This is a genomic window from Tardiphaga sp. 866_E4_N1_4 (assembly GCF_052076075.1).
Taxonomy (GTDB): Bacteria; Pseudomonadota; Alphaproteobacteria; order Rhizobiales; family Xanthobacteraceae; genus Tardiphaga; species Tardiphaga robiniae.
This window is the reverse complement of record NZ_CP197242.1, coordinates 2,226,057-2,252,476: the sequence shown is the minus strand read 5'-3', so window position 1 is coordinate 2,252,476 and position 26,420 is coordinate 2,226,057. Positions and strand designations below refer to the sequence as shown.

At 63.6% G+C, this 26,420-nt stretch carries 23 protein-coding genes and 1 pseudogene; 10 read left to right on the top strand and 14 right to left on the bottom strand.

The window, feature by feature from the left end; all coding sequences use genetic code 11:
* Positions 1 to 190 precede the first annotated feature (190 nt).
* The 4 genes from AB8B20_RS11095 to AB8B20_RS11080 form a co-directional block, all read right to left on the bottom strand.
* Positions 191 to 1,582, bottom strand: coding sequence for an MFS transporter (locus tag AB8B20_RS11095; protein ID WP_439072594.1), 1,392 nt, complete (start codon positions 1,580 to 1,582; stop codon positions 191 to 193).
* Between the two features lie 168 nt (positions 1,583 to 1,750).
* Complete coding sequence (locus tag AB8B20_RS11090) at positions 1,751 to 3,157, bottom strand: MATE family efflux transporter (protein ID WP_231079783.1); 1,407 nt, start codon at positions 3,155 to 3,157, stop codon at positions 1,751 to 1,753.
* Positions 3,154 to 3,657: a helix-turn-helix transcriptional regulator gene (locus AB8B20_RS11085; RefSeq protein WP_184519770.1), complete on the bottom strand. Its 504-nt coding sequence runs from the start codon at positions 3,655 to 3,657 to the stop codon at positions 3,154 to 3,156. The genes AB8B20_RS11090 and AB8B20_RS11085 overlap by 4 nt, the downstream gene beginning before the upstream one ends.
* A 199-nt stretch (positions 3,658 to 3,856) precedes the next feature.
* Entirely contained in the window at positions 3,857 to 5,419 is a 1,563-nt protein-coding gene (locus tag AB8B20_RS11080; RefSeq protein WP_439072593.1) for an AMP-binding protein, read from the bottom strand.
* Between the two features lie 188 nt (positions 5,420 to 5,607).
* Here AB8B20_RS11080 and AB8B20_RS11075 point away from each other — a divergent pair, with 188 nt between their 5' ends.
* From AB8B20_RS11075 to AB8B20_RS11065, 3 genes are read left to right on the top strand one after another with little or no spacing between them, the layout of a single operon-like run.
* Entirely contained in the window at positions 5,608 to 6,216 is a 609-nt protein-coding gene (locus tag AB8B20_RS11075; protein WP_089265314.1) for a LemA family protein, read from the top strand.
* 24 nt (positions 6,217 to 6,240) lie between these two features.
* A complete protein-coding gene (locus AB8B20_RS11070) occupies positions 6,241 to 7,122 on the top strand; it encodes a TPM domain-containing protein (RefSeq protein WP_439072591.1) in 882 nt (293 codons plus the stop codon).
* Positions 7,122 to 7,619 carry a TPM domain-containing protein gene (locus AB8B20_RS11065; protein ID WP_439072590.1) on the top strand — a complete coding sequence of 166 codons (498 nt, stop codon included), beginning with the start codon at positions 7,122 to 7,124 and terminating at the stop codon, positions 7,617 to 7,619. The genes AB8B20_RS11070 and AB8B20_RS11065 overlap by 1 nt, the downstream gene beginning before the upstream one ends.
* A gap of 122 nt (positions 7,620 to 7,741) precedes the next feature.
* On the opposite strand, the gene AB8B20_RS11060 is transcribed toward AB8B20_RS11065, so the two are convergent.
* On the bottom strand, positions 7,742 to 8,353 hold the full coding sequence (locus AB8B20_RS11060) for a glutathione S-transferase family protein (RefSeq protein WP_439072589.1): 612 nt from the start codon (positions 8,351 to 8,353) through the stop codon (positions 7,742 to 7,744).
* Positions 8,354 to 8,526: 173 nt separating this feature from the next.
* Between AB8B20_RS11060 and AB8B20_RS11055 the strand changes: the two genes are divergently transcribed.
* From AB8B20_RS11055 to AB8B20_RS11045, 3 genes are all read left to right on the top strand, one after another.
* A complete protein-coding gene (locus tag AB8B20_RS11055; protein WP_439072587.1) occupies positions 8,527 to 9,495 on the top strand; it encodes a hypothetical protein in 969 nt (322 codons plus the stop codon).
* Positions 9,496 to 9,589: 94 nt separating this feature from the next.
* Complete coding sequence (locus AB8B20_RS11050) at positions 9,590 to 11,104, top strand: hypothetical protein (RefSeq protein ID WP_439072585.1); 1,515 nt, start codon at positions 9,590 to 9,592, stop codon at positions 11,102 to 11,104.
* Between the two features lie 12 nt (positions 11,105 to 11,116).
* A complete protein-coding gene (locus tag AB8B20_RS11045; protein WP_176454609.1) occupies positions 11,117 to 11,275 on the top strand; it encodes a hypothetical protein in 159 nt (52 codons plus the stop codon).
* Between the two features lie 71 nt (positions 11,276 to 11,346).
* On the opposite strand, the gene AB8B20_RS11040 is transcribed toward AB8B20_RS11045, so the two are convergent.
* From AB8B20_RS11040 to putA, 3 genes are all read right to left on the bottom strand, one after another.
* Entirely contained in the window at positions 11,347 to 11,913 is a 567-nt protein-coding gene (locus AB8B20_RS11040; protein ID WP_175368393.1) for a fasciclin domain-containing protein, read from the bottom strand.
* Between the two features lie 218 nt (positions 11,914 to 12,131).
* The gene (locus AB8B20_RS11035; protein WP_439072583.1) at positions 12,132 to 13,337 is read right to left on the bottom strand and encodes a CaiB/BaiF CoA transferase family protein; all 1,206 of its coding nucleotides are present in this window, start codon (positions 13,335 to 13,337) and stop codon (positions 12,132 to 12,134) included.
* Between the two features lie 278 nt (positions 13,338 to 13,615).
* Positions 13,616 to 16,618 carry a bifunctional proline dehydrogenase/L-glutamate gamma-semialdehyde dehydrogenase PutA gene (gene putA, locus AB8B20_RS11030; protein ID WP_439072582.1) on the bottom strand — a complete coding sequence of 1,001 codons (3,003 nt, stop codon included), beginning with the start codon at positions 16,616 to 16,618 and terminating at the stop codon, positions 13,616 to 13,618.
* 112 nt (positions 16,619 to 16,730) lie between these two features.
* On the opposite strand from putA, the gene AB8B20_RS11025 reads away from it, so the two are divergent.
* Both AB8B20_RS11025 and AB8B20_RS11020 read left to right on the top strand, forming a co-directional pair.
* Entirely contained in the window at positions 16,731 to 17,195 is a 465-nt protein-coding gene (locus AB8B20_RS11025) for an Lrp/AsnC ligand binding domain-containing protein (RefSeq protein ID WP_439072581.1), read from the top strand.
* 129 nt (positions 17,196 to 17,324) lie between these two features.
* Positions 17,325 to 17,933: a hypothetical protein gene (locus tag AB8B20_RS11020; RefSeq protein WP_089265708.1), complete on the top strand. Its 609-nt coding sequence runs from the start codon at positions 17,325 to 17,327 to the stop codon at positions 17,931 to 17,933.
* Positions 17,934 to 18,214: 281 nt separating this feature from the next.
* Here AB8B20_RS11020 and AB8B20_RS11015 read toward each other — a convergent pair whose 3' ends face one another.
* The 3 genes from AB8B20_RS11015 to AB8B20_RS11005 all read right to left on the bottom strand — a co-directional run bounded on the left by AB8B20_RS11015 (position 18,215) and on the right by AB8B20_RS11005 (position 20,910).
* Positions 18,215 to 18,415: a cold-shock protein gene (locus AB8B20_RS11015; RefSeq protein WP_068734210.1), complete on the bottom strand. Its 201-nt coding sequence runs from the start codon at positions 18,413 to 18,415 to the stop codon at positions 18,215 to 18,217.
* A 322-nt stretch (positions 18,416 to 18,737) separates the two neighbouring features.
* Positions 18,738 to 18,983, bottom strand: coding sequence for a hypothetical protein (locus AB8B20_RS11010; protein WP_089265306.1), 246 nt, complete (start codon positions 18,981 to 18,983; stop codon positions 18,738 to 18,740).
* A 166-nt stretch (positions 18,984 to 19,149) separates the two neighbouring features.
* Positions 19,150 to 20,910, bottom strand: a complete 1,761-nt coding sequence (locus tag AB8B20_RS11005) for an adenylate/guanylate cyclase domain-containing protein (RefSeq protein ID WP_439072580.1) — start codon at positions 20,908 to 20,910, stop codon at positions 19,150 to 19,152.
* Positions 20,911 to 21,029: 119 nt separating this feature from the next.
* Here AB8B20_RS11005 and AB8B20_RS11000 point away from each other — a divergent pair, with 119 nt between their 5' ends.
* The gene (locus AB8B20_RS11000) at positions 21,030 to 22,628 is read left to right on the top strand and encodes a glycosyltransferase family 39 protein (RefSeq protein WP_439072578.1); all 1,599 of its coding nucleotides are present in this window, start codon (positions 21,030 to 21,032) and stop codon (positions 22,626 to 22,628) included.
* Here AB8B20_RS11000 and AB8B20_RS10995 read toward each other — a convergent pair.
* Positions 22,610 to 23,353 (bottom strand): ArsR/SmtB family transcription factor, encoded by a 744-nt coding sequence (locus tag AB8B20_RS10995; protein ID WP_439072576.1) that lies wholly within the window; start codon positions 23,351 to 23,353, stop codon positions 22,610 to 22,612. The genes AB8B20_RS11000 and AB8B20_RS10995 overlap by 19 nt on opposite strands.
* Before the next feature lie 111 nt (positions 23,354 to 23,464).
* Between AB8B20_RS10995 and AB8B20_RS10990 the strand changes: the two are divergent.
* A pseudogene (locus AB8B20_RS10990) lies at positions 23,465 to 23,878 on the top strand (RidA family protein); the annotation flags it as partial.
* Positions 23,879 to 23,905: 27 nt separating this feature from the next.
* Here the strand turns inward: AB8B20_RS10990 and AB8B20_RS10985 are convergent.
* Positions 23,906 to 24,940: a YcjF family protein gene (locus AB8B20_RS10985; protein ID WP_439072575.1), complete on the bottom strand. Its 1,035-nt coding sequence runs from the start codon at positions 24,938 to 24,940 to the stop codon at positions 23,906 to 23,908.
* Positions 24,937 to 26,400, bottom strand: coding sequence for a YcjX family protein (locus AB8B20_RS10980; RefSeq protein WP_439072574.1), 1,464 nt, complete (start codon positions 26,398 to 26,400; stop codon positions 24,937 to 24,939). The genes AB8B20_RS10985 and AB8B20_RS10980 overlap by 4 nt, the downstream gene beginning before the upstream one ends.
* Between the last annotated feature and the right edge of the window lie 20 nt (positions 26,401 to 26,420).

Genomic DNA, 26,420 nt, shown 5'->3' with positions numbered 1-26,420 from the left:
CTCGTGCCCGCCGCGGCTACAAGGATACGAAACTGGTCCAGCGTCTTTGGGTACTTACGGAACCGAAGGGCAATGGAACTCAGTTTTGTTACTTGCGCTGCAAAATATCTGTCTCTGCACTGCAGTATATCACATCACTTAATACGGCATTGCAAAAGAGAAATGTGAGTTCGCTAAATTATCTCTGAAATCAGTGACTGGGTGACGACGGGACGATCAGCCGCAGGAAGCTCATGACGCAGCCGAGCGCGGCAAAGCCGGCACCGAGCGCCAGCGCCCAGGTCGCGCCGCCATGGCCGAACAGGCCGAAGCAGAAGGCGGCAAGCGCTGCGCCCATGCTCTGGCCGGTCAGCCGGGCGGTGGCCACGATACCGCTGGCGCCGCCGCTGCGGCCGGCGGGGGCGCTCGACATGATCGCCTTCATGTTCGGGGCCTGAAAGAAGCCGAAGCCGGCGCCGCAGATCACCATCCGCCAAACGATATTGGCGACGCTCGGATCGGGCGGCAGGGTGGCCAGCAGCACCATGCCGATGCCGAGCAGGGCCATGCCGATACCGCCAAGAAGCCCGGCGGGATAGTGGTCCGACAACCGGCCGGCGATCGGCGCCATGATGCCGACGACCAGCGGCCAGGGCGTCAGGAAGAAGCCGGTCTCGACTGCCGAACGATGCAGAACTTCTTCGAAATAGAACGGCAGCGACACAAAGGCGAGGCCCTGGACGGAGAAGGAGCAAACCGCCGTGGCCGCCGATAGCGCGAACAATGGGCGGCGAAACAGGTCGATCGGCAGCATCGGTGCAGGGTGATCGGCCTGCCGGCGGAGCAGCAGCCAGCCGAACAACAGGCCGGCAACCAGCTCGGCGACGACAATGGACGGCGCGGTGTGATGGGCGGCGCTGTCGATGCCGAGGATCAGCAGGCCAAGGCAGAGCGAGGTCAGCAGGGCACCGAGAAAATCGAAACGATGGGTGGCGCGCGTGGTCTTCGGCAGTGTCTTGAGGCTGATGACAATGGCGGCGAGGCCGAAGGGGAGGTTGATCGCGAACAGCCAGGGCCAGGTTGCAACCGACAGGATGCCCGAGGCGATGGTGGGGCCGAGGGTGAAGGCCGTCGCGACGACGAGGGCGTTATGACCGAGCCCGCGGCCGAAATGGCTTGGGGGATAAACCACGCGGACCAGCGCGGCATTGACGCTCATGGCGCCGGCGGCGCCGAGGCCCTGCAGCACCCGCGCGAACAGCAAAGTGTCCAGCGACCACGCGAATGCGCAGGCGACCGACGCGATCGTGAACAGGATCAGTCCGCCGAGATAGATGCGCTGATGGCCGATGATCTCGCCCAGCGCGCCGAACGGCAGCAGCGTGGCGACCATGGCGATCTGGTAGACATTGACCACCCAGATGACATCCGCCGGCGTGGCATGCAGGTCGGCGGCGATGGAGGGCAGCGCGATATTGGCGATGGCGGTATCGAGCGAGGCCATGGCAAGGGCGGTAAAGATGGCAAGCCGCGCCCAACGCTGCTGGCTCGGCGTCAGCCCTTCCGTCGGCTGGGGAGCCTGTGCCGCGATACCGTCTGCCATAGCTGGGGATTCCTGGGTGCGGCCGAACTGACCGTCGATCCGCGCTATCTAGGATAGTTCGCTTTGCCCCTACAGGCGTGCAACTGCATGAGGCATATGCACATCTTTATTCCCAGCGGAAAATCCGCTTTCGGCTGATCACATCGCTGTCAGGCGATTACATCGCCATCAGACCGGCTTGGTCTTGAACCAGGTCCCGGACGCCACCGCCGTGACGATGATGGTGCCGTAGACCACCAAGGCGAATGTCAGGCAGGCAAACAGCCAGGTCAGCGATCCCGTCAGCCGTAGCGCCAGCCAGCCGCCGCCGATCGAGATCAGGAGGCGCAGCACGCCGGCCAGCAGGGGATAGAGCATTTTGCCGGCGCCCTGGGAGGCAAAATAGAGCGACAGGCCGAGGCCAAAGAAGCCATAGGCCGGGCCGACGATGCGCAGATAGGCGCTGCCGGTCTCGATCATCTGTGGGTCCGACCCGAACAGGCCGAGCCACGCGGCTGGCCAGATCGCGGCCGCTAGGCCGACGGTTTCGGTGATCACGAACACCATGCCGCCGCCGATCAGCGCCGCCCGCAGCGCACGCTGCTCTTGGCCGGCGCCGATATTGGTGCCGACCAGGGCGACCAGCGGTCCGCCAAACCCGAAGGCCAGCGGCACCATCAGATATTCCAGCCGGACGCCGGTGCCGAAGCCCGCCACGGCGTCGCCGCCAGCGAAGCCGCCGACCAGTGCGGTGGTCAGCAGCACCGTGAAACTCGTCTGCAGCGAAATCACCGCAGCGATGGCGCCGACGCGCAAGATGTCGGCTGAGAGATCCCAGCGCAGCCGGGCCAGCTTGAAATGGACGATGCAGCGGCCGGAGAGAATGTATCCGGCGAGCACGGCGCCGACGGTGAAGGTGGACAGCACCACGGCCCAGCCGCCGCCGGCAATGCCGAGGGCCGGAATCGGTCCCCAGCCGAAGATCAGCAGCGGCGACAGCGGGATCAGCAGCACGACGCCGATACAGATCGACAGCGAGGGCACCAGCATATTGCCGGTGCCGCGGATGATGCTGGCAAAGCCGTTCATCAGCCAAACTAAAACGCTGCCGCCGAACACCACGTTGGAGTATTGCATGGCCGCGTCCAGCGCGCCGCCGCTGACGCCCATCGCCGTGTAGATCGCACGGCCCCAGATCAGGAAGATCGCCGAGCCGATGAGGCCGAGCAGGATATTGATGAGCGTGGCATGCATCACCAGTGCTTCGGCATCGTCGGTGCGGCGCGCACCGAGCGCGCGCGCAATCGCCGAGGAAATGCCGCCGCCCATGGCGCCGGCCGACAGCATCTGCATCATCATGAAGCCGGGAAACACCACGGCCATGCCGGTCAGCGCATCAGAGCCGAGATGCGACACCCACCAGGTTTCGATCAGGCCGGTGGAAGCCTGCGCCAGCATCACCAGCAGATTGGGCCAAGCCAGCTTGACCAGCGTGGAAGCGATCGGCGCCTGCAGCAGCATCCGCGTCCGCGGGTTCATCTCGTGGACGGGCGCGGCCGTGGCGGCGACGATGGCCTGCGGCGTTTCCAGTTTCATGGTGATCCGTCCTTCTGCGGGCGCGGTTTGCTGAGCCGCCGTTGCACGCGTGCGCTGGCGGCAGGGCCGGGCGCATTGGCGTGGGTGGCTTCGGTGATTGGTTTGCCGGTACGGCGGTCGACCAGGATGGGATCGGCGGTCTCGCCGGTCTCCTTGTCGATCAGAACAACGCTCTCGCCCTCAGGCGCGAAATGCCGGTTACCCCAGCTTTGCAGCGACCACAGCACGGAGCGGAAATCCCGGCCGCGCGGGGTCACGATATATTCGTAGCGCGGCGGCTTTTCGCAATATTGCCGCTTCTCTAGCAGTCCGGCCTCGACCAGCACCCCGAGGCGCCGGGTCAGCATGTTCGGCGCGATGTTGAGGTTCTTCTGGAACTGGTCGAACCGCGTCATGCCGTAGATGGCATCGCGCATGATCAGAATGCTCCACCACTCGCCGACGCGCTCAAGGCTGCGGGCGACCGGGCATTCCAGTTTCTCGAAACTCTTGCGCTCCATGGCGGGAAGATAGGGGAGTAACTATCATCATGCAAGTCACTTGGTGGTGACCCTCCACTGTCATTCCGGAGCGCAGGTCAGCGGCGAAGCCGCTGGCAGGCGAACCCGGAATCCCGAAGTGTTCAGCCATGTCGAGATTCCAGGTTCGCGTGCGCAAGATGCACACGCGCCCCGGAATGACGGCGTTAGTGCTAAGCCCTTACCCCACCATCCGCTCGCGCCCGACCCAGAAGCTTGCGCGCAGCGCCTTCTTGTCGATTTTACCGACGCCGGTCATCGGCAGCTCACTGACGAACTTGATGTGTTTCGGCGCATGAGCCGAACCCTTTCGGGTCTTCACCAGATTGATCAGCTCATCCGCATCCGGCTTCGCACCGCCACGCGCGACCACGATGGCGGTGACGGCTTCGCCCCATTTGTCGTCGGGCACGCCGATTACGGCGCACATGGCGACATCGACATGGGTGGTCAACACATCCTCGATCTCGCGCGGGAAGATGTTGAAGCCGCCGGAGACGATCATGTCCTTCTTGCGGTCGAGGATGAACATGTAGCCGCGCTCGTCGGCGCGGGCGATGTCGCCGGTGTGCAGCCAGCCGTTCTTGAGCGTTTCCGCGGTCTGCTCCGGCCGCTTCCAGTATTCCTTCATGACATGCGGCGCGCGCACGCAGATTTCGCCGGCCTCGCCGGGCGACACTTCCTGATCGTCATCGTCGAGAATGCGGACATCGCAGACTGCGATGGGGAATCCGCAGGACAGGAACAGGTCGGGCTTCCTGGGATCATGATCCGTCTTGCGCAGCACGGACACCGGATAGCATTCGGTCTGTCCATAAAGTTGCGAGAACACCGGGCCGATACGTTCGATGCCTTCCACCAGCCGGCTCGGCGACATCGGAGATGCGCCGTAAAGCACCAGATCGAGCGACGATAGATCGGTCTTTGACAGCGTCGGGTTGTCGAGCAACACATAGATCATGGTCGGCACGAACAGCGTGAAATTGATCCGCTCGCGTTCGATGGTCTTGAGCACCGCTTCGGGATCGAAGCCCTTCAGCATATGCACTGTGCCGCCGCGCATCAGCGTCGGCAATACCTTGGTGCCGGCGACATGGCTGATCGGCGCCACCGTGAGATAGCTCGGCGTGTCCGGAATCTCGAAGTCGGACAGAATGGCGCTGGCAAAGCCCGACACTTCGCGATGCCGGCGCAGCGCGCCCTTGGATTTTCCGGTGGTGCCGCCGGTGTAGTTCAGCACGGCGATGTCATCGACCTGTGCAAAGTCCCGCGCGGTGGCGCTGCCGCCTGAGCCGACGACTTTCAGCAGATCGATGCCGTAGTCTGCACGGCCCAGCGTGAATACGTGTTGCAAGCCCTGCGCGCGCGAGGTGAGCTCGCCGCCGCGCTGCAAGAAATTGTCGGCGTCAATGATCAGGATCGTTGCTTCGGCGTCCTCGATCTGGTCGATCTGGTCCTGCATCGAGCCCAGCGGATGCAGCCAGGAGATTGCGAAACGCGACAGTTGCGCCGCGACCCCGGCGCACCAGGTGTCGGCGCGATTGGCCGTGAGCAGCGCCACTTTCGTGCCGGGCTGTGCGCCGAGGTTCATGAACACATTCTGCAGCCGCGCGATCAGGTCCGTGGTGCCGCGATAGGTGATCGAGCCGCCGGGCCAGCTGAAAGCGATGCGATCCGGATAGCGCGCCAGCGCCCGCAAGGTCTGCGCCCCGACCGTCGGAAACGTGTTCAGCACGTCCGTCATGGAAACCTCCCCAAATGTCCTCGGCTTCTGTGGGCCGATGGTTGCGGCAAGGCTAACAACGAATGCCGGGCATGCAAACATAAACCCGTATGGGCATTGCAGCATTCGCGATGAACTTGTGGCGGCTTTCGTCGTTTGCCTGTGCTAGAAGCGGTCGAGCCATTTGAGCCGCGTCACAGGAGAATTTCATGCGCAAGTTTTTGACCGTGCTGGCAGCACTGGCGACCCTCAGCCTGACCAATTGCGGTTACAACGCGATCCAGACCAATGATGAGCAGGTCAAGTCGGCCTGGTCGGAGGTGGTCAATCAGTATCAGCGCCGCGCGGACCTCGTGCCGAATCTCGTGAATTCCGTGAAGGGCTTTGCGCAACAGGAGAAGGACGTTCTTCTGGGCGTCACAAATGCACGCGCCAAGGTCGGCTCGGTGCAGGCGACGCCTGATGTGGTCAACGATCCCGCCGCGCTGCAGAAATTCCAGGCCGCGCAAGGCGAACTCTCCAGCGCGCTGTCGCGCTTGCTCGTGGTCACCGAGAACTATCCGCAGCTCAAGTCGGACGCGCTGTTCAAGGATCTGATGTCGCAGCTCGAAGGCACCGAGAACCGCATCACCGTGGCGCGCAACCGCTACATCAAGTCGGTGCAGGATTATAACGTCGGCGTGCGCACCTTCCCGAACAATCTCACGGCCATGATGTTCGGCTACAAGGAGAAGGCGAATTTCTCCGTCGCCAATGAGAGCGAGATCTCGACCGCGCCGAAGGTCGACTTCAACCCGACGCCGGCGCCCGCGAAATAGGCGGGTGCCGATCAGGCCGATCCGATGAAGGTGATCAAAGCCTGTCTGCTGGCATTGCTGCTGTGCTGGAGCGCCGTCGCTCTGGCCGATGTGGCCGTGCCGGCTTTGACGGGGCGCGTGGTCGATCAGACCGCGACGCTGAGCCAGAGCGAACAGGCGTCCCTCGACAGCGCGCTGCGTGATTTCGAGTCGCGCAAGGGCAGCCAGATCGTGGTGCTGATCGTGCCCACCACGGCGCCGGAAGCCATCGCGCAATACTCTATCCGCGTTGCTGAAGCCTGGAAGATCGGCCGCAAGAAAGTCGATGACGGCGCGATCCTGCTGGTCGCCAAGGACGATCGCAAGCTCCGCATCGAAGTTGGCTACGGCCTCGAAGGCGCGCTGACCGACGTCACGACAAAACGGATCATGGACGAGATCATCACACCGCGCTTCAAGACCGGCGATTTTGCCGGTGGCATCTCGGCGGGTGTCAACCAGATCATCAAGGTGGTCGACGGCGAGCCGCTGCCGGCGCCGGATGAATGGAAGGGCAATTCGAATGCCCTCGATCAGATCATGGAATATGCGCCGTTCCTGCTGTTCGGCGTTCTGATTTTCGGCAGCATCCTGCGCAACATTTTCGGCCGGCTGTTCGGCTCGCTGGCGACCGGCGGGCTCGTCACCACGGTGGTCTGGTTGGTCGCCGGCAGCCTGCTGTTCGGCGGCATTCTCGGCGCGGTCGCGTTTTTCTTTACGCTGATCAGCGAGGCCCTCATGTCGGGCGGCGGAGGCGGTGGACGCCGTGGTGGTGGCTATATCGGGGGCGGCGGCGGTTCCTGGTCATCAGGGAGTTCATCGAGCAGCGGCGGCTTCAGCGGAGGCGGCGGCAGTTTCGGTGGCGGCGGCGCTTCGGGGAGTTGGTGATGAGCCTGAAACGCATCGGCAACCATCTGCTCGGCAATCGCTCGCGGGTCCGCAAGGCGTTCCCGCCGCAATCGCTCGCAAGGATCGAGCAGGCCATCAAGGCCTCCGAAGCCAGCCATGCCGGACAGATCCGCTTTGTCGTCGAAGGTGCGCTGGACGGCGCGCCGCTGTTCCGCAATCAGTCCGCCCGCGAACGCGCCATCGATGTGTTCGCGCAACTGCGCGTCTGGGACACCGCGCATAACAACGGCGTGCTGATCTATCTGCTGCTCGCCGATCGCGATGTCGAGATCGTGGTCGATCGCGGCATCGATGCCCGCGTCGGCAAAGCCGGCTGGGAAGCGATCTGCCAGATGATGGAGGCGGAGTTTCGCGCCGGGCATTTCGAGCGCGGCGTGATCAAGGGGATCGACGCGGTGACGCAGCATCTGGTGACGCATTTCCCACGTGATGCCGGCTCGGTGAACGAGCTGCCGGATGCGCCGGTGGTGCTGTAGCGCGCTGCTCCCTCAGCCGTCATTGCGAGCGTAGCGAAGCAATCCAGTCTTCGCTTGTGGCCTTCTGGATTGCCGCGTCGCTTCGCTCCTCGCAATGACGTGGAGAGGCCATTGACCTCCGCTCACGCCTTCGCCGACTCCCGCGCGCCGACGCGCTCGAACCACGCCGCGACCTTCGCATTTTCGCGATCCCACGGCTGCTTCACCTTGTCGGCGAAATCGAGCCAGCAAAACAGCACGATGTCGGCCATCGTGAACCGCTCGCCGCAGATGAAGGTCTTGCTGCCCATCTGTCCGTCGAGCCAGCGCAGCCGGTCGATGGCGATTGTCTTCAGGCCCGGCGCGCCATCGGGTACGCAGACGATGCGCGTCTCGAAGCGCTTCAACCCCTCGGCGAAGCGATAGCCATTGGCGATGTGCTGGCAGATGTTGAGATCGACGCGCTGCCGCCACATCCGTGCCTCCGCGCGCTGTTCCGGCGTAGTGCCGATCAGCGGCGGCGTCGGATGCGTCTCCTCGACATATTCGCAGATCGCGACGGTTTCGGACACATAGGCGCCATCATCGAGTTCGAGCGTCGGCATCTGCCCATGCGGATTGCGCGCCAGATGAGCGGGCTCGCGGTTCTCGCCGGCAGCCAGATCGACGGTCTGGACGGGGAGGCTGATGCCCTTCTCGGCCAAGAACATGCGCACCACGCGCGGATTCGGTCCGATGGAATCGTAGAGCTTCATGGCATTTCCCCGATTGTTCTGTTTGCAGGTGTTGTGCGAGCGGGGCGCGTGCGCGTCAAGCAACGGTTCCGCCGCCGGATAAGAGGTGAAATTTTCGTAAGCACGGTGGCCGGTAAGGATTTGGCAAGCAATGAAAGTTACCAAAGTGTTCATCTATTCCGGAGAATTTGATCGTGAGCGAGCACAAGGCCGATTCCACCCCAGACGTCAGCGGCGATCACGTCGATACCGGCGCGGCGGCGGCGGCCGGTTCCCACGATGCTGATATCCATGTGGATTCGCCGAAGCTCGCACCGGAGCAGGGCGACGATCGCAGCGGTGCTGAGCGCCCCGCCCAGATGCCGAAGAGGGAAGCGCCGAAGCTCGGTGCGCCAGGTCGGATCACCATCATGGCTCCCTCCCGCGACAGCGGCCCGCGTGACGGCGCATCCCGCGAGAGTGCATCGCGCGAGCACTCCTGGGAAGACTTCGTCAATTCAGAGCCGAAGATTGAGTCGGCAGAGAAGGCTGGCCGCAGCCGGATGATGGCGATTGCCGCGATGATCGCGCTGGGTATCACCGTCGGCGCAGTCGGCGGTTCGGTGGCCATGTCGGGCCTCGGCAAGCTGTTTGCCGCCGACGACACCAAGTCGACCAACCAGGCACTGGAAGAACACATTGCCCGTCTCGACGGCGAACTCTCGGCGCTCAAGGCCGAGGTCGACCGCAACGCCAAGCAGTCCATTGCGGCGCGCGCGAAGTCTGCCGAGCGTCTCGACAAGCTTGAGAAGGGCCAGGCCGAACCGGCCGCGAAACTCGCGAAGCTGAGCGAGACCGTCGAAAAGCTGCGCACCACGCCGCAGCCTGCTGCTGCGCCGGCCCCTGCACCGGTTGCCTCGGCACCGGCCAAGGAAGTGACAGGTTCGATCAACGCCCCGGTGCCGACCCCGACACCGAAGCCCGAAGTTGCGCGCCTGCCCATGGTCGAAGGCTGGCGCATCATCGACATCGCCGGCGGCGGCGCCACCATCGAGGGCCGTGCCGGAATCTTCGAAGTCTATGCCGGCGACCCGGTTCCCGGTCTCGGCCGCGTCGATGCGATCCGCAAGCAGGACGGCCGCTGGACGGTGGTCACGAGCCGCGGCCTGATCGTCGCCCGCTGATCCGCTCTTCCTGTGATGACTGCGCTCAGGCCGCTGCTGGTGCAGCGGCCTTTGTTTTGGGCTAGCCTCCCGGCGTGACGTCTGGGATTGCACCGTGCGACTTCGCTTGAGCCTCATTGCCGCGCTGCTCGGCCTCGTAGCTCCTGTCGCTGTCGCGCAGGCTAACGAGGGCAACGGTCTCGCCGTCACCGATCCCGGTGTGTTGTGGGCACTGGAAACGCACAACACCCACGGTCTCGGCCTCGCGCAGCTGCTCGATCCCGCGCGGACAACACCGATCCCCAACGATGCCCTGTTCGCCCTGCCTCCGATGACGCCGGTCCGCGCCGTGCTGGACGATGCCTTCGCGCGCTATCTCGCCGATCACCGCACACACCAGCCGGGCGTGAGCATCGGCGTCGGCCCTGGACACGATGTGCAACTGTTCGACCAGGCGATGCTGACATCGCCCGATGCGCGGTTCGTGCTCGCCGGAATCGTCAATCGTATGGACCGGGCCTATGTCGCGCCGGATACCTGCGGGGAGATCAGGCTGATCTATCGCCTCACGCGCACGGCCGCTGGCACAACGCCGCCGCGCCTGCCGATGACGCTCAATCTTGTGCTTCGTGCGAAGGATCCGAACGATGCGTCGGTGACATGCGCGGATCTCGCCGGGCGCTGGCTCGATTCTGCGTTGTTCACCGAGACTGGCGCTGCGCGCGCGGATCGCTTGCTGAAACCGGATGGCCCGCTTGCGACAATCACAGCCGCGCATATTGATCGCATCGAGACCAATCTGCAGATTGCGCATCAGTCGAAATCCGATACGCAGGAATTTCGCACCGACTATTTGCAGAAGGTGTTTCGCTTCGATGCCAGCGCGAAGCAGTTTCGCGAGACACCCATGGAGAACCAGATCGACCGTGACCGGTTGCTGGCTGACGCGGCGCTCGGTCGCGCGTTTCGCGACTGGCTGCTCGCGCCGAACAATCTGCGCAGCTTCGATCGCGGTATGGTGTTGATCCCCGAGAAATTCCTTGCCACCTCGTCGCTGTCGTCGACACCAGCCGGCTTTGCACCGTCGGCCCTGCAGCCGGAGTTCGGGCTGATAGACAGCAAGGGGAAGGGCGTGTTCAGCGAGCGTGACGTCGTCGCCGCGCTGGAGCGGGCAGTGGCGCAGGGCGGCGCCTTGGAGAATATCCGTTCGCCGGCTGGCTTCGCGCGGCGGCTGAACGACATCACCTGCGGTGGTTGCCACCAGATCCGCGGCATCGGTGGCTTCCATTTTCCGGGTGCGGACACGCTGGCAGACCAATCGCAGGGAACGGTTGCCGCATCGCCGCATTTCATCGGTGACCAGCCCCGCCGTCGCGATATCGTCATGGCGATACGCGATGGAAAGGCGCCGGATTTTTCGCGCGGGTTTTCGGATCGTCCGCAGATGCGTGGTAACAATGAACTCGCGGGATCGCCTCTCCTCGATGGCTGGGGTGCGACATGTTATCGACCGAAGCAGAAGGGCGTCGCGGACAAGAGCTTCGCGTCCTGGACCTGTGCCGAAGGTCTCGCCTGTCAGCAGGTTGGCGCGGATGCGTCGTCTGCGATTGGCATGTGTTTCGTGAAATGAAATGAGGGCGCGATGAACGAGACCGACAAAGAGATCAAGGAACGCGACATCGCGATCGCCGAGAACGAGAGCAAACAGCAGACGACAAGCAGCATCCGCGTCAGCGTCTGGGCTATCGGTGTGGCGGTTCTGCTCGGGCTCGGCTTCTTCGGCTGGCTGCTGGCGCGCTAGTCGAAAAATATGCCTCTCCCTGCGGATAGGGAGAGGCGAGATGCGTCAATTCGGACTGTGCGTTGGAACGATCAGCCCGGCATCAGCACGGTATTGACGACGTGGATCACGCCGTTCGACTGGTTGACGTTCGGGATCGTCACCGTGGAGGCGCCACCCTTGGCATCGACGATCGTGACCTTGCCGCCCGAACGCTTGACGGTGAGCTGTTCGCCTTCGACGGTGGTCAGCTTCTTGCCATCGGTGAGGTCGGCCGCCGAGAGCCGTCCGGGCACCACATGATAGGTGAGGATCTTGGTGAGGGTCATCTTGTTCTCGGGCTGCACCAGCGTATTGACCGTGCCCTTCGGTAGTTTGCCGAATGCGGCATTGGTCGGCGCGAAGACGGTAAACGGGCCGGGGCTGGCCAGCGTATCGACGAGGCCGGCGGCCTTCACGGCGGCGACCAGCGTGGTGTGATCCTTCGAATTCACCGCGTTCTCGACGATGTTCTTCGACGGATACATCGCGGCGCCGCCTACCATGACGGTGTTCTCGCCCTTCATCATCTTGGCAGCAGCAGGCTCAAGGAAGCTCGCCGAAATCATCAGCGTGCTGAAAGCGGCAAATGACAGTAGTGCAATGCGCTTCTTGGACATGGTCGTCTCCCGGTTGATAGTGGCGTCGCCGGCGGGGAATCCGCAGACGTCGTGATCTCGTGGCCGCACGACATGGCGGGTGCCTGTTGCGCTAACGAGATCAGTTACGCGTGCTGGGAGAGGCGGTTTCAGATCGGCCCGTGACCACTTCGTGATCACAGGCCGCATCGCAATTTGAAACTCTTTCGCGCGGGCTGCGTAGTCCGCGGCTTGCGCGACTATGCTACCGTGCCGGAAGCGCGCAACCGCGCGATATCGGCATCATCGAAGCCGGCGGCGCGCAGGATCTCGTCGCTGTGCTGGCCGATGGACGGCGGCAGATGCGGCTTGCGCTTGGTCTCGCCGCCGACCCAGATCGGGCTGTTGATGGTGAGGATGTCGGTTCCTTCGAACGGGATCAGCACGTCATTGTCCTTCATCTGCTGATCGTTCGGAATATCGTCGAGAATGCCGACAAAGCCGAACACGAGGCCATTGCCGTCGAGCCGCTCGCGCCAGTCGGCGAGGTCGCGGGTCGCGAACACCTCGTCGAGGATCCTGATCAGCTCGACCGAGCGCGCATGGCGATCGGGTTTGGTTGCGAAGCGCGGATCGTCGCGCAGGTCCTCGCGGCCGAGGCATTTGGTGAAAGCCGGCCATTGCCGCTCTTCGGCAAGCAGCGACAGCATGATCCAGCGACCGTCGCGGCACCTGTAGTGATTGGTGACGGCATTGAGCGCTTCCTCGCGCGAGCGGCGCTTCTCGAACTTGGCACCCACCAGCTTGGCCTGCGCCAGCACGCTCGACGACCACACGCCATTGGCCATCAGGTTGGATTTCACCTGGCAACCCTTACCGGTCTTCTCGCGCTTGTAGAGTGCGGTGACGATGGCGCCATACAGCGCCATGGCGCAGGGATGGTCGCCCATGCCGGCGATCGAACGCGCGGGTGTCGTGTCCTCGTCGGCGCGCACCAGATCCATCATGCCGGAGCGCGCCCACCAGGCCGTCGAGTCGAAACCTGGCTTGTCGGCTTCCGCGCCCTTGTCGCCATAGCCTGTGAAGCAGGCATAGATCAGCCGCTCGTTCAGCGGCGCGATATCCTCATAGGCAATCTTCAGGCGCTTGCGCACCGGCGGCGGGAAATTGGTGATGAACACATCCGCCTCGGCGATCAATTTGTAGAGCACCGCCTGACCTTCCGGCTTGGCCAGATCGAGCGCGAGGCTCTTCTTGTTCCGGCTCTCCATCATCCACGCATAATTGTGCTCGCTCTTGGGATAACCGGGCAGGTTGGGCAGATTGCGATAGGGATCGCCAGCACCGGGCGGTTCGATCTTGATGACGTCGGCGCCGAAGTCGGACAGCACTGTGGCTGCGGCGGGCGCGGCGATGAAACTCGCACAGTCAAGCACCTTCAGCCCCTTGAACAGACCGTCTTCCATGCGTCACTCCCGTCGCTTTTGTTCTGCGTGTTGTTCTTGCCGTCTGCCGGAATTTAATTCCATCCGGAATCCGGTGACGCATTTGACCCATCTTCGATGGGTGATGCAACGGCCTCAGCTAACCCTCCCCTGGAGGGGGAGGGTCGCTGCGTGCATAGCGCGCAGCGGGGTGCGGTGAAGCAGCAAGCTCCGTCGTTGTGGCTTCACCCCACCCCGTCTCGCAACACGCGTTGCGTGCTGCTCACCGACCCTCCCCCTCCAGGGGAGGGTAAGAAGGATCAGTTTTGATCTGTCATCAATGCTGCATTGCCACCCGCGGCAGCCGTATTGATCGTCACCGTCTGTTCGGTGGCAAAGCGGGCGAGGTAATGCGGGCCGCCGGCTTTCGGGCCGGTGCCGGACAGACCGAAGCCGCCGAAGGGTTGCACGCCGACCACGGCGCCGATCATGTTGCGGTTCACATAGACATTGCCGACCGGCAGGCGGGCTATCACGCGCTCAACCATATCGTCGATCCGCGAATGCACGCCGAGCGTGAGCCCGAAGCCGGTGTCGGCAATATCCTGCAGCACCTTGTCGAAGTCGGCAGCGCGGTACCGCACCACATGCAGGACCGGGCCGAACACTTCCTCGGTCAGTTGCCGCGCGCTCGCGAGCTCGAAGATATGCGGCGCGACGAAATTGCCTGCAGGTGCTGTGCCCGCGAGATGCACGCGTGCTTCGATGGTCATGCGCGCGATATGCGCATCCAGCTTCTGCTTCGCTTCGGCATCGATCACCGGGCCGATATGGGTGGCGGTATCACGGGGATCGCCCAGCTTGAGTTCCCGGGCTGCGCCCACGATCATCTCGATCATGCGGTCGGCGACATCGTCCTGCACCAATAGCAGCCGCAACGCGGAGCAACGCTGCCCGGCCGACCGGAACGCCGACATCACCACATCGTCGGCGACCTGTTCCGGCAGCGCGGTGGCATCGACGATCATCGCATTGATGCCGCCGGTCTCGGCGATCAGTGGCACGATCGGGCCATCCTTGGCGGCGAGGGTGCGGTTGATGGATCGGGCCACCTCGGTCGAGCCGGTGAACACCACACCGGCGATGGCGGGATGCGCGACGAGCGCTGCCCCGGTGCGGCCGTCGCCCTGGATCAGATGCAATGCTGATGTGGGCACACCGGCTTCATGAAGCAGGCGTACGGCTTGCGTCGCGATGCGTGGCGTTTGCTCGGCCGGTTTCGCCACAACTACATTGCCGGCCACCAGCGCGGCGCTCACCTGGCCGAGAAAGATCGCCAGCGGAAAATTCCACGGCGAGATGGCGACAAAGACGCCGCGGCCGCGCAGGCTCAACACGTTGCTCTCGCCGGTGGGGCCGGGCATTGTCTGGCCAGTGCCGAATTGCTTGCGGCCCTGCGCGGCGTAATAGCGGCAGAAGTCGATGGCTTCGCGGACCTCCGACAGCGCGTCATCGAGCGTCTTGCCGCCTTCCTGTTGCAGCAATGCGGTGAAGGACGCGCGGCGCTGTTCCAGACGATCGGCGGCGTTGTCGAGGATCGCCGCGCGTTCATGTGCTGGGGTGTGGCTCCATGACGCAAAGCCTGTGCGCGCTGCCGTCACCGCGCCATTTGCCTGCTCGGCATTGGCATCAACGACCTCGTCCATGTCTGGCTTGCTGGCCGCAATCTCGGCCAGCAATTCATCCAATGCAGCGCGTTCGCCAAATTCGATGCCGTGTGAATTGGTCCGCTCGGGTCGATAGAGATCGGCCGGCAAAGGGATCTTCGGATGGTGCGCACCATTCGAAGAGCCGATGATCGCGGCAGGCCGCTTAAGCAGCGTCGCGACCGGCACGGCGTCATCTGCGGCGATCGCCACGAAGGACGAGTTCGCGCCGTTCTCCAGCAGGCGCCGCACCAGATAGGCCAGCAGATCGCGATGGCTGCCGACCGGCGCATAGGTGCGCCAGCGGATAGCGGGGTGGTCCTTGCCGAGTTGATCGTAAAGCGCGTCGCCCATGCCGTGCAGGCGCTGGAATTCGTAGCCGCCGCTGGTGCCGGCCAGTTCGAGGATGGTCGCGACCGTCAGCGCGTTGTGCGTGGCGAATTGCGGGAAGATGCGCGGCCGCATCGCGAGCAGCTTCTGTGCGCAGGCGATGTAGTTGAGGTCGGTCATCGCCTTTCGCGTAAACACGGGATAGCCAGCGAGCCCGCGTTCCTGTGCGCGCTTGATCTCGGTGTCCCAATAGGCGCCTTTCACGAGGCGCACCATCATCTTGCGATCATGACGACGCGCCAGCGCGTCGATGTGGTCGATCACGTCGGCGCAGCGCTTCTGATAGGCCTGGATCGCAAGCCCGAAGCCATCCCAACCTGCCAGCGAGGGATCGGCAAAGGCCGCATCGATGACATCGAGCGACAATTCGAGTCGGTCGGCTTCTTCGGCATCGACGGTGAAATTGAGGTCATAGCTCTTCGCTTGCTGCGCCAGCACGATCAGGCGCGGCACCAGTTCACGCATCACGCGCCGATGGCTCACCGCCTCATAGCGCGGATGCAGCGCCGAGAGTTTGACCGAGATGCCCGGCCGGTCAGGCAGCGGGTTGTTGCCCGCGGCGTGGCCGATGGCCGAGATGGCCGAGGCATAGGAGTCGAAATAACGTTGCGCGTCGTCGGCAGTGCGGGCGCCTTCGCCGAGCATGTCGAAGGAATAGCGCGCCGGACGCTCGGACGGCGTGCGGGCGCGGGCCAGCGCCGCGTCGATGGTTTCGCCGAGCACGAAATGGCTGCCCATCAGCCGCATCGCCTGGCGCGTCGCGGTGCGCACTGCGGGCAGGCCGATCCGCTTTGCCAGCCGGCCGAGCGTTCCCGTCGGCGTCTCGCCGGGCTGGATCGCGCGCTGCGAGATGCCGAGCGCCCAGGCCGAGGCGTTGACCAGGAAGGCGCTGGATCTGGTCTCGTGATGAATGAAGTCACCCTGACCGAGCTTGTCCTCGATGAAGGCGTCGGCGGTCCGCGCGTCCGGCACCCGCAAGAGCGCCTCGGCCAGCACCATCAGCGCAAGGCCCTCCTTGGTGGAGAGCGCATATTCCCGCAGCATGTCCTCGACACCGCCGAAACGGTCGTCCTTGGTGCGGATCGCGTCGATCAGGCGCGTGGCCGCTGCGTCGATCTGTGCGTCCTGGGCGGGCGTCATTGCTGCGTCGGCCAGAAGCCGGGCGGCGATGGCCCCATCATCCGGTGCATAGGGAGCGGTGAAGGGAGGCATGAAATCGGGCGGCATGGGCGTTTCCTCGGATATCCTGCAAGCCTAGTCCCGGTCTTCCCGTAGTTCGATAGGAGATATCGCGATTTTACCTTAGATAATCTGGAAATGATCGTGCTATACCTCCGATATGAGCGATATCGACAAGGTTGACCGGAAAATCCTCGCCGTCCTGCAGGCTGACGGCCGAATCGCCAATGTTGAGCTCGCCGAGAAGGTCGGCCTGTCCCCGACCTCGGTTGGCGAGCGGCTGAAGCGGCTGCAACGCGACGGCTATATCGAAGGCTATGGCGCGCGGCTGAATCCGCAGATGCTCGGCCTTGGCCTGCTGGTGTTCGTCGAGGTGCTGCTCGACAAGACCACGCCCGACGTATTCGAGCGCTTCGCCCGCGCGGTGCGGCTCGCGCCGGAAGTGCTGGAGTGCCACATGGTGGCCGGCGGTTTCGATTATCTGGTGAAGGCGCGCGTCGCCGACATGAGCGCCTATCGTCGCTTTCTCGGCGAGAGTCTGCTGGCACTGCCCGGCGTGCGCGAGAGCCGCACCTACGCCGTCATGGAAGAAGTGAAGCGCGACGCACCGCTGCCGGTGGGATAGCGAGCCGGGATAACGCCGCCGTTGCCTTGGCAGTCCGAGAACGCTGCGTTAGGTTTCCGCGCGTTTCTCTCGGAGCAAATCATGCGGGCAGGCCACTTCAATCTTCGTGTCACCGATTTTCGTATTCTGATGGCGGCAGGTGTCATCGCAGTGACCGGCCTGTTCTCGATGTCGCATGCGCGCGCGATCGAAATGTCCCGCGAGGTCAGCGATCTCTACACGTCGGTGTCGATCTACCCGCCATCGGCCGGTTCCATGACCATCTGCTACGGCTTCGTCTGCCGGCGTCGCCACGCCTTCGATTTCACGCCTGCCGACAGGGCCGCGCTCACCAAGCTTCTCGCCGCGGGCAAGGCGTCGGCCGCGGCGGAACGCGCGGCCGTGCAGAAGGCGGTGGTGTGGTGGGACCGCCGCGTCGGCCCGGTGCTCGGCACCGACAAGCGGATCGCCAATGCGGATTTCCGCTACTTCGACGACAAGCATAATTTCGATTGCTGGGACACGACGCGCAACGTCACCAGCCTGCTGCTGATCATCCAGGACTGGGGTTTGCTGAAGCATCACACGGTGGGCAATCCGCGCTATCGCGGCAATGCGCTGGTGCTGCAGACGCCGCACAATACCGCCGTGCTGCTGGACCGCGCGACGGGCACCGAATGGGTGGTCGACATGTGGACGCGCGGCTATGCACAGCTGCCGGACGTCAAGCCGGCCGATCAGTGGGTCAAGGAAAACTGAAGCAGGGAATGGAGGGCCGTCGCGTCGCTGAGGCGTGCGTCACGTCAACTGGCGGCTCTAAGGAGCGGACCTTACAAAGATCTCAGCTCGGGTTTTTGGAGTTAGGCTAGAGCGCACACCGCGGATCGAATTAGCGCAATCCTGCGTGAAACTGATTGCGTTGCAGGAGAGGTGCCCCTTTGGAGGAAACCGCTCGTGCCGAATGCGCTCTACATTGTTGAGGCGTGATCTGGAAAACTTCAGGGAAGCAGCCGGATCACACTGGTATCAAACCAGATGTATCAGACCTTGAGGTTCTCAGCCGAGGTCTTGCCGCGGTTGGCAACTTCCTCGAATTCAACGGTCTGTCCTTCGTTCAGTGTCGAAAGGCCAGCCTTCTCAACTGCCGAAATATGAACGAACACGTCCTTGCCGCCATTCGCCGGCTGGATGAATCCATAACCCTTCGTCGGGTTGAACCACTTCACAGTGCCTTTAGTCATCACGTCGTCTCCGCGGGATCAAAATCGATAACGAACTGCCGGTCCCCGCAAACCGGCATATCCGACATGCGCACGTTACCCGCGGATTGCCAAGCTTGATAGCTCAAACGGCGTGCAGAAATCGTCCAAACCGACCGTTATCTGTCCAATTTGCCGGGATTCGTCGCTATTCAGGATGTTTCCGACGCGGCGGAAGGTCGCAAAAGCAGAGTGCCAGGATCAGCCGCGATACGACCATGCGTTGTCGCCTGCACGCGAGTGATATCGCTGCAATGCAAAACCCCGGCCGAGACGGCCGGGGTTCGCAGCCCTCATGCGAGGACTAGTAGCAGACGTTAACCGTGCGCCAGCGCAGGCCGTAGGGCGTCATCACACGGCGGCTCACATAGCATCCACCGCCGCCACCGACATAGCCAATGCCGAAAGTGGGGCCGTAGAAGCCGCCGCCATGGAAGTGGTGGTGATGGCCATGCCAGCCCCAGCCATGGGCCGATGCGGTGGACGGCGTCAGCGCCATCGCGCCGAGAGAAGCTGCAGCAACGAATGCGAGTGCGAGTTTGCGAAACATGATCATTCTCCTTCAGTGATGCGCGGAGCGCTGGTTGCGGGATCTGTCTGTTCGATCCATCGCAAATTCGTCGCATCGATTTCGGAGCGGGTTCGAAGAAATTCCGTAGGAATTTTCTGAATGCCTGTTCAGGCGGGCAAAGCGTGTGCGCCCTGCAGGAACAGCGTTAAAGCGCGGAAACCATGTCGCTGGTCACGAGAGATGAAAGTACCTTGGCATCTGTGATCGTGCGTACATTCATCGGCGCGGCGCGACCACGGATCGCAACGTCCTGTTGTGGCAGCGCGTCACCCGCGAGGCCTGCAGTGGTGCTGACTTCTTCGGAGATGATGACTTCGCAAGCGAGGCTCTTGGTCATGTCCTGCAGGCGTGCAGCGACATTGACCGCATCGCCGAGTGCGGTGAACACCATGTGGTCGCGATAGCCGATATCGCCGACGATGACTTCGCCGCCGTGAATGCCGATGCCGAAACGCAGCGGCTTCGGCAGGTCATGGGCGAGGGCGCGATTGAGTTCCTCGATATTCTCGGCAATGAGCTGTGCAGCCTGCAGGGCCTGACGACATGCGGTCTGCGGATCGCAGGCGAGGCCGAACAGCGCTAGCTCGCCGTCGCCGATGAACTGGTTGGGCTTGCCGCCGCTTGCGATCACAGCTCGCGAGACGGCATCGAGAAAACGGTTGACGATGAACACGGTGTCGTAAGGCAGCCGCTTCTCGGCGAGCATGGTGGAGCCGCGCATGTCGACGAACATGCAGACGAGATAACGCTCCTGGCCGATCCGCGCCGGCTGCGACGCATGCGCATTCGCGCTGGTCACCTGCGGTGCGAACAGTTGAACGAAGGCCACATCAGTTGTCGGTCGCAACTGGCAGGCCAGCCGGACCGCGGGATCTGCAGCGCCGCCGATCCTGCTCAGCACGAAGGCTTCGCGCGCGGAAGGTGCCGGCAATGTCTCGACACCGCTGGTGACGCGAATGCGGCAGGTCGAACAGCGCGCGCGTCCGCCGCAGACGCTGGCATGCGGCACGCGATGACGCAGGCTCGCTTCCAGCACGCTGAGGCCGAGAGGGACGCGCAGCTTGCGACCGTCGCTATAGGACAGATTGATCATCCCGGCGCGGCGTTCGACGACCATGCGGATGGCCCGGGCTGCGAGCACGATACCGAGCAGCGCGAGATAGCCGATCAGGAGATCGTCGGTGATGTCGCCCAGTGTCTGCTGCTGTGGAGCGGTGCCCATCCGGTCCGGGCCGAAATTCTCGGCCTGCCATTGCGGCGATGCCAGCTTGGCCTCGACCTCACGCTTGCCCTGGAAGATGCCAAGCAGCGCCAGTGTCGGGATCAGCACGGCAGCCGATAGAAGATAGGGCGCGAGGCTCTTGAAATGGGCTTTCAGCCGCAGCCAGAAATACAGTCCGATACACCCGTGCAGCCAGGACACGACCACCACGAGATACATCGACCACGTCTTCGCGGGTGAGGTGATCCAGCCATAGAACACCTGAGGATAGCTGCGATTGATGTCGTACAGGTTTTCTCCCAGGCGGACGGCGACCACATGGCCGACGATGAGTGCGGGAATGCTGAGCCCGAGTACCAGTTGCAGCGGCTCGACGGCTCGCCAGCGGAACTGCCGGCGTTCGAACAGCGCCCAGATGCCGAGCACGCCATGGATCGTCACCGCCGAATAGAAGGTCACGGCGACTGGAAAGAACTGCCAGAAGCCGGCATGGATGACGACGCCGGTCTGCAACGCGTCGAGCGAGATATTGCCAAGCGCGTGATTCAGAAAATGGCTGAGCAGATAGGTGAACAGCACGAGTCCGCAGACCAGCCTGACCTGGCGCAGCCCGATGCCGCGCCACCATGTGGTGGCGGGGGTGGCCCCGGGAGGCTTGCCGGCTGTCTTGAACGTCGCGTCCATGGCGAAACCCTACGGCGAGACGCGCTCCGATGCCATCCGGAGCGGCCTGCGGACAGACCTTATCCAGCAGTAAAGTCAACAAGTTGACAGCATGGCGAAGTCCGCCGAAAAGCTCGGCGATGACGTCTTTTCCCGACCCTTACCTCGATCGGAATGTCTCCCGCCGCGCCTTTTGGGTGATCGGTGCATTGCTGGTCGCGCTGACAGCGATGCGGCTGGTCTATGCCGGGCTGTTCGATCTGCGCACCGACGAGGCCTATTACTGGACCTGGTCGAAGGAAAACGTGCTGTCGTTCCTCGATCATCCGCCGATGATCTCATGGTTCATCCGTGCAGGCACGCTGATCTTTGGCGACACCAATTTCGGCGCGCGTTTCGCCGGCATCGTGGCGATGGCGGTGACGCAATTGCTGCTCGCCGACATCGTTCGCCGCGTCACGCAGGATCTGCGCGCGGTGCTGCTGACGGTGCTGATGTCGGAAGCGGCGCTGTATTACGGATTGCTGATGGCCAAGGTCGCGCCGGATGTCGCGTTGATCCCGTTCGCCATGGCGATGCTGTGGTCGCTGGTGCGGCTTGCCGAAAGCCATGACGGGCGCTGGTGGCTCGCGGCCGGCGTCTTCGGTGGTCTCGCGCTGCTGTCGAAGCTGACCGTGGTGATGTTCGTACCGGGCATTCTCGCTTTCATGCTGGTGCCGGAATGGCGCGGGCGCTGGCTGCGCAGCCCGTATCCATGGCTGGCCGTGCTGATCGCACTGGCGATCTCGTCGCCGGTCCTGATCTGGAATGCCGGCCACGACTGGGCATCGTTCAGGTTCCAGTTCATCCGCGCCACCACGAACAACGAGGTGTCGCTGCGCACGCTCGGCGATTTTCTCGGCCTGCAGTTCGGTCAGGTCGGCTTCATCCTGATGCCGGTCATTCTCTCCGCGGTTGTCGTCACGGCATGGCGTGGCTATCGCCGCCGCGAACCGGTCGCGATCCTGCTCGCCACCTGCGTATTGGTGCCGGTTTTTTTCTTTGCATGGAAGTCGCTGACCCTGCGTGTGGGCGATACCTGGCCGATGTTCCTGTGGCCCGCCGGCATCGCTGCGGCGGCGATCAACCTGACGAAGCTCGCGGGCGACGGCTGGTCGCAGCGCATGGTGCGTGCCTCCTATGGCTGGAGCATCGCCGCCATCGCCACCGGCATTCCGCTGGTGGTGCTGGTCTTCCTCTACAGCGTGGCCGCGCCGTGGAACCTGATCGGCAAGAACGATCCGCTCGGCGGCGAGGGCGGCTATCAGGTGTTGGCCGATCGCGCACTGGCTGAGATGAAGAGCACCGGCGCCACCTGGATCGCGACGACCGACTACCGCACCTATGCGATGCTGCGCTGGCATCTGAAGGACAAGGTGCCGGTGGTGCAGGTCAACGAGCGCGCCAGATTTATCGGCTTCCGCGATCCCGGTATGGACAGAATTAAGGGGCACACTGGACTTTACATCGCGCAGACCGCGGACAACCAGCGCCCGCTGCTGGCGACGACGAGTGCAGTGCTCACGCCTGTCACCGAAGTCGATACCATCTGGCGCGGCACGGCCATGAAGCACTATGCGATCGACAAGCTCACCGGCTGGACGCCTGACCTGACGCCGAAGCCTGATACACCGTTCTATCGCTGGCCGGCGCTGGCCGAAATGTCTGTGCCGTCACGCATTCAGCTGGCGGCGCGCTGAGGACTCTCTCCCGGCTGACGAGGCGAAAGGAGGCCGCGATTGGTGCATGCGACGTCCAGGTCGATGCCAAATATATCTTTCAATTCAACCTTGCCGGCATCCGTTACTTTAAAGGCGCGAGTCGCGCCCGTTCGCGCAACCCATCCGAGTTCCAGAAACCGCCGTTGCAGCTCGGCGCCGACCAATCCACCCACATGATAGCGCCGCTCGCTCCAGTCCAGGCAGGCCCGGCAGAAGATGCGCTTGCTGCGACGGTCGGTTTCAAGCCTGGCTCCGAAGTCGCAGAGGAAGCGGTGGCCTGCGTCGGTAAGCACTCCGCCGTCTGCGCTCAGATGCATGTAGTCTCGTTCGATCAGCGCGTCCGCGACTGCAACGCCCAACCGTCCGGCCATGTGATCGTAGCAACTGCGTGCAAGGCACAACGCTTCATCGCGGGCGGAGCGCGGTCGATGCCTCGGTGGCATTTCCAGGGCCGCGACGGCGATCATGCTTTCCAGCATCTGGGCCACGAGCGGTGATGTGATCCGATAGTAACGAAACCGTCCGCTCGGTGTCACCGATATCAATCGCGCGTTGAGCAGCTGAGCCAAATGTTCGCTCGCGGTGGGGCGGGATATCCGCGCCTGAAACGCCAGCTCGGTTGCCGTGAGCGCCTGACCTCCCATGAGTGCCGCAAGCATGGTCGCGCGCGCAGTGTCGCCAACCAGCGCTGCGACTTCGACCATGTTTGCGGAGGCGACCATATCCCAGCGTAGCGGCTCGCCGGATATTCCGCCACTCCCGTCGGTTCGGCCGGCGCCGAACCAATTGGCCCGGCGCCAGCCGTCCCCCGTGCGATGATGCGATCAATCATGGCAGCCGGGAGCGGAAACATGCAGGCACAGTTCATTCGCGTCGAACCGTTCTCATCCTATTTCGAGGCACGAAAGGTTCCAGTCGCGCCGGCCGTGCGCTATGGCGATCTCGTCTATGTCTCGCAATTGCCGCCCTATGATCCCGAGACCGGGGAGATCAAGCGCTTCCCGCTGGAGCGGCAGATCGAGATTGTCCTCGATCAGATGGCGCTGTGCCTTACGGCTGCGGGCTCATCGATCGACAGGGTGATCAAGTGCAACGTCTATTGCACGGGGGCCGATCAGTTCGAAACCATCAATCGGGTTTATGCGCGTTACTTCTCTGCGGATCCGCCGGCGCGCGGCTTTTTCATCGTTGCAGGGTGGCATGGCCCGTTCGACGTTGAGGTCGACTGCGTGGCAGCGGTCTTGAAGTCGTGCGGATTACGTATTCTCTTCTCCGTCGCGCTTGCGCAGCAGATCCTTCGCGAGATCGCCAAGCTGCGGGCGTGGCAGCGCCGTGAACGGCAATGGCCGCGTCACGTCGATGGCGGCGAGACCCAGGCGCGCAGTGAGCAGGCCATTGAGCACGCCTTCGCCGAGCCGCTGCGAGAGCTTTGCCGCAATGCCGTGGCCGAGCACCTGCTGGATCATGCTGTCGCTGGCGGCCATGCCGCCGGTGATGGCGAGATGGCTGATGGCATGACGCATCAGCGTGATCATCCCGAGCGTTCCCGGCCGGCCGCCATAGAGTTTTGCGAGCTGCCGGACCAACCGGATCGCCGCGGCGGCGACGAACAGCACATCGACCACCGCGCGCGGGCTGACGGCCGTCACCACCGAGACGCGCTGCGCGGCGACCGAGACAAGGCGACGCGCTTCGATGTCGAGCGGGCTCATCAATTCGCGTTCGGCCACGCGAATGAGATCGGCGCCGTCGATGATGTCATCGGCATGGCCCTGCAGAGCCGTGCGCGCGCGGGCGAGGCGCGGATTGGTATGAGCGAGTTTCAGCAGGTCGGCGAGAACGGCGCGGCTCTCGGCGCGGTCGTCGCTGGCGATCACGGCCAGCGCGCGCGCATGCAGCTTCTCGATGGTGGCGAGCCGCATCAGGCTCAGCGCTTCGCGTGTGATGATGGCGATCAGCGCGATGCTGACCAGTGCCGCGAAGCCGAGGCCGAGAAAGCCGAGGCCGTCATTGATGGCGAACAGGTCACGGACCAGTCGCGTGACGCCGAGACCCGTGCCGAGCAGCACGAGGCCGCCGAGCCCGGTCCAGAACAGCGTGCCCCAGCGGAAACCTGATCGCACCGGCCGTAGCGGCTCGTCGATGACGACGGGCATCGCCATCGGATCGGCTTCGGGCGTGATGCGGATGGTGCCGCGTTTGAGGTGGCCGGCGTCCTCGTCGGCGTCCATGACGGTGACGTGGGGATCGTCGAGCCGGAACGTGGCCGGGCGGCGCGTACGGTCGGTCATTGCAGCCTGTCTCCGATCAGGAACTGGAGCGCGCGGTCGAGGCGGATGTGAGGCAGCGCCGGCTCCTCGCCGCCATCGCGCGTGAGCAGCGGCGGGCGGAAGCGCAGGAAGCGATAGTCGGCCTTGTCGGCGGCATCTGTCGAGAGGCCTTTGAAAGAACCGCCGGTGAACAAGCCATCGAGATCGGTCGGCAGATCGCCGGGGAAGGTCGCGACTTCGGTCTCGCCGTCGAACGTCTCGCCATTGGCGACCTCGCCGGCGATCGGCGTTCCCAATATCGATGGCAGCTTGTCGCGGCCTCGTTGTACCAGCGCTTCCTTGGTGGCGCGCACCGCAGCGATGGCGACGACGTCAACCGATGCGCCGGCGAGTTCCGAGCGAGACACGGCCTTGGTCACGGTTCGCCGCAGCACGTCTTCCAGCCGATCGTGGCTGAGATGATGGAGATGATCGGCCTTGGTCGCCGCAAACAGGATGCGATCGACGCGCGGGCGGAATAGCGTGCTGAGGATCGTGCTACGGCCGATACGGAAACAATCGAGAATGCCGGCGAGGGCGGCTTCGAGATCGTGCAGTGCTTCGGGTCCCGCGTTGAAGGCGGAGAGCGCATCGACGAGTACGATTTGCCGATCCAGCCTGGAGAAGTGATCGCGGAAGAAAGGGCGGACGACGACGTCCTTGTAGGCCTCATAGCGTCGCTTCATCATCGCCCACAGCGAACCATCCGGTGCACTGCCATCGCTGGCGACGTCGAGCGGCGCAAAGGTGAGCGCCGGCGAGCCCGCGAGATTGCCGGGCATCAGGAAGCGGCCCGGCGGCAGCAGGCTCATGGCAAAGCGTTCGTCGCGGCAGGCGCGCAGATAGTCGGTGAAGAGTTTTGCTGCGATCAGCGTCGCCTGCTCATTCTCTGGCGCATTGGGATCGAGCGTGGCGAGATGCGCGTGAAACGCCGCAGCCAGCGCCCTGCGCGGTCCTTGCCGCGACAGCTCAAGGCTCTCCGCGGACCATTCCTCATAGCTCTTGTTGAGCAGCGGCAGGTCGAGCAGCCATTCGCCGGGATAGTCGACGATGTCGAGGGTCAGCGTGCGGTCGGCGCCGCTCGTGCGCTGATAGTCGATGACCAGACGCAGCTCGCTGATATCGGTGGTGGAGTTCGGCCAGCGGCGGTCGTCGATCAGCGTGCGCAGATGCTCTTCATAGGCGAACCGGGGAACGGCATCGTCGGGCTGCGGCGCGAGACGCGCCTTGGCGATGCGTCCGGTGGCGAGCGACTCGAAGACGGGAAAGCGTCCGCCGCGCGTCAGGCCATGCACCAGCGCGGTAATGAAGACCGTCTTGCCGGCGCGCGACAGACCTGTGACCCCAAGCCGCACCGTGGGATTGAACAGACCATCGCCATAATCGAGCAATGCGCGCGCGGACAGCCGTGCTTCTTCGACGAGTTCGGACAGGCTGGGCATCGTGCGGGAAAGCTCATCAT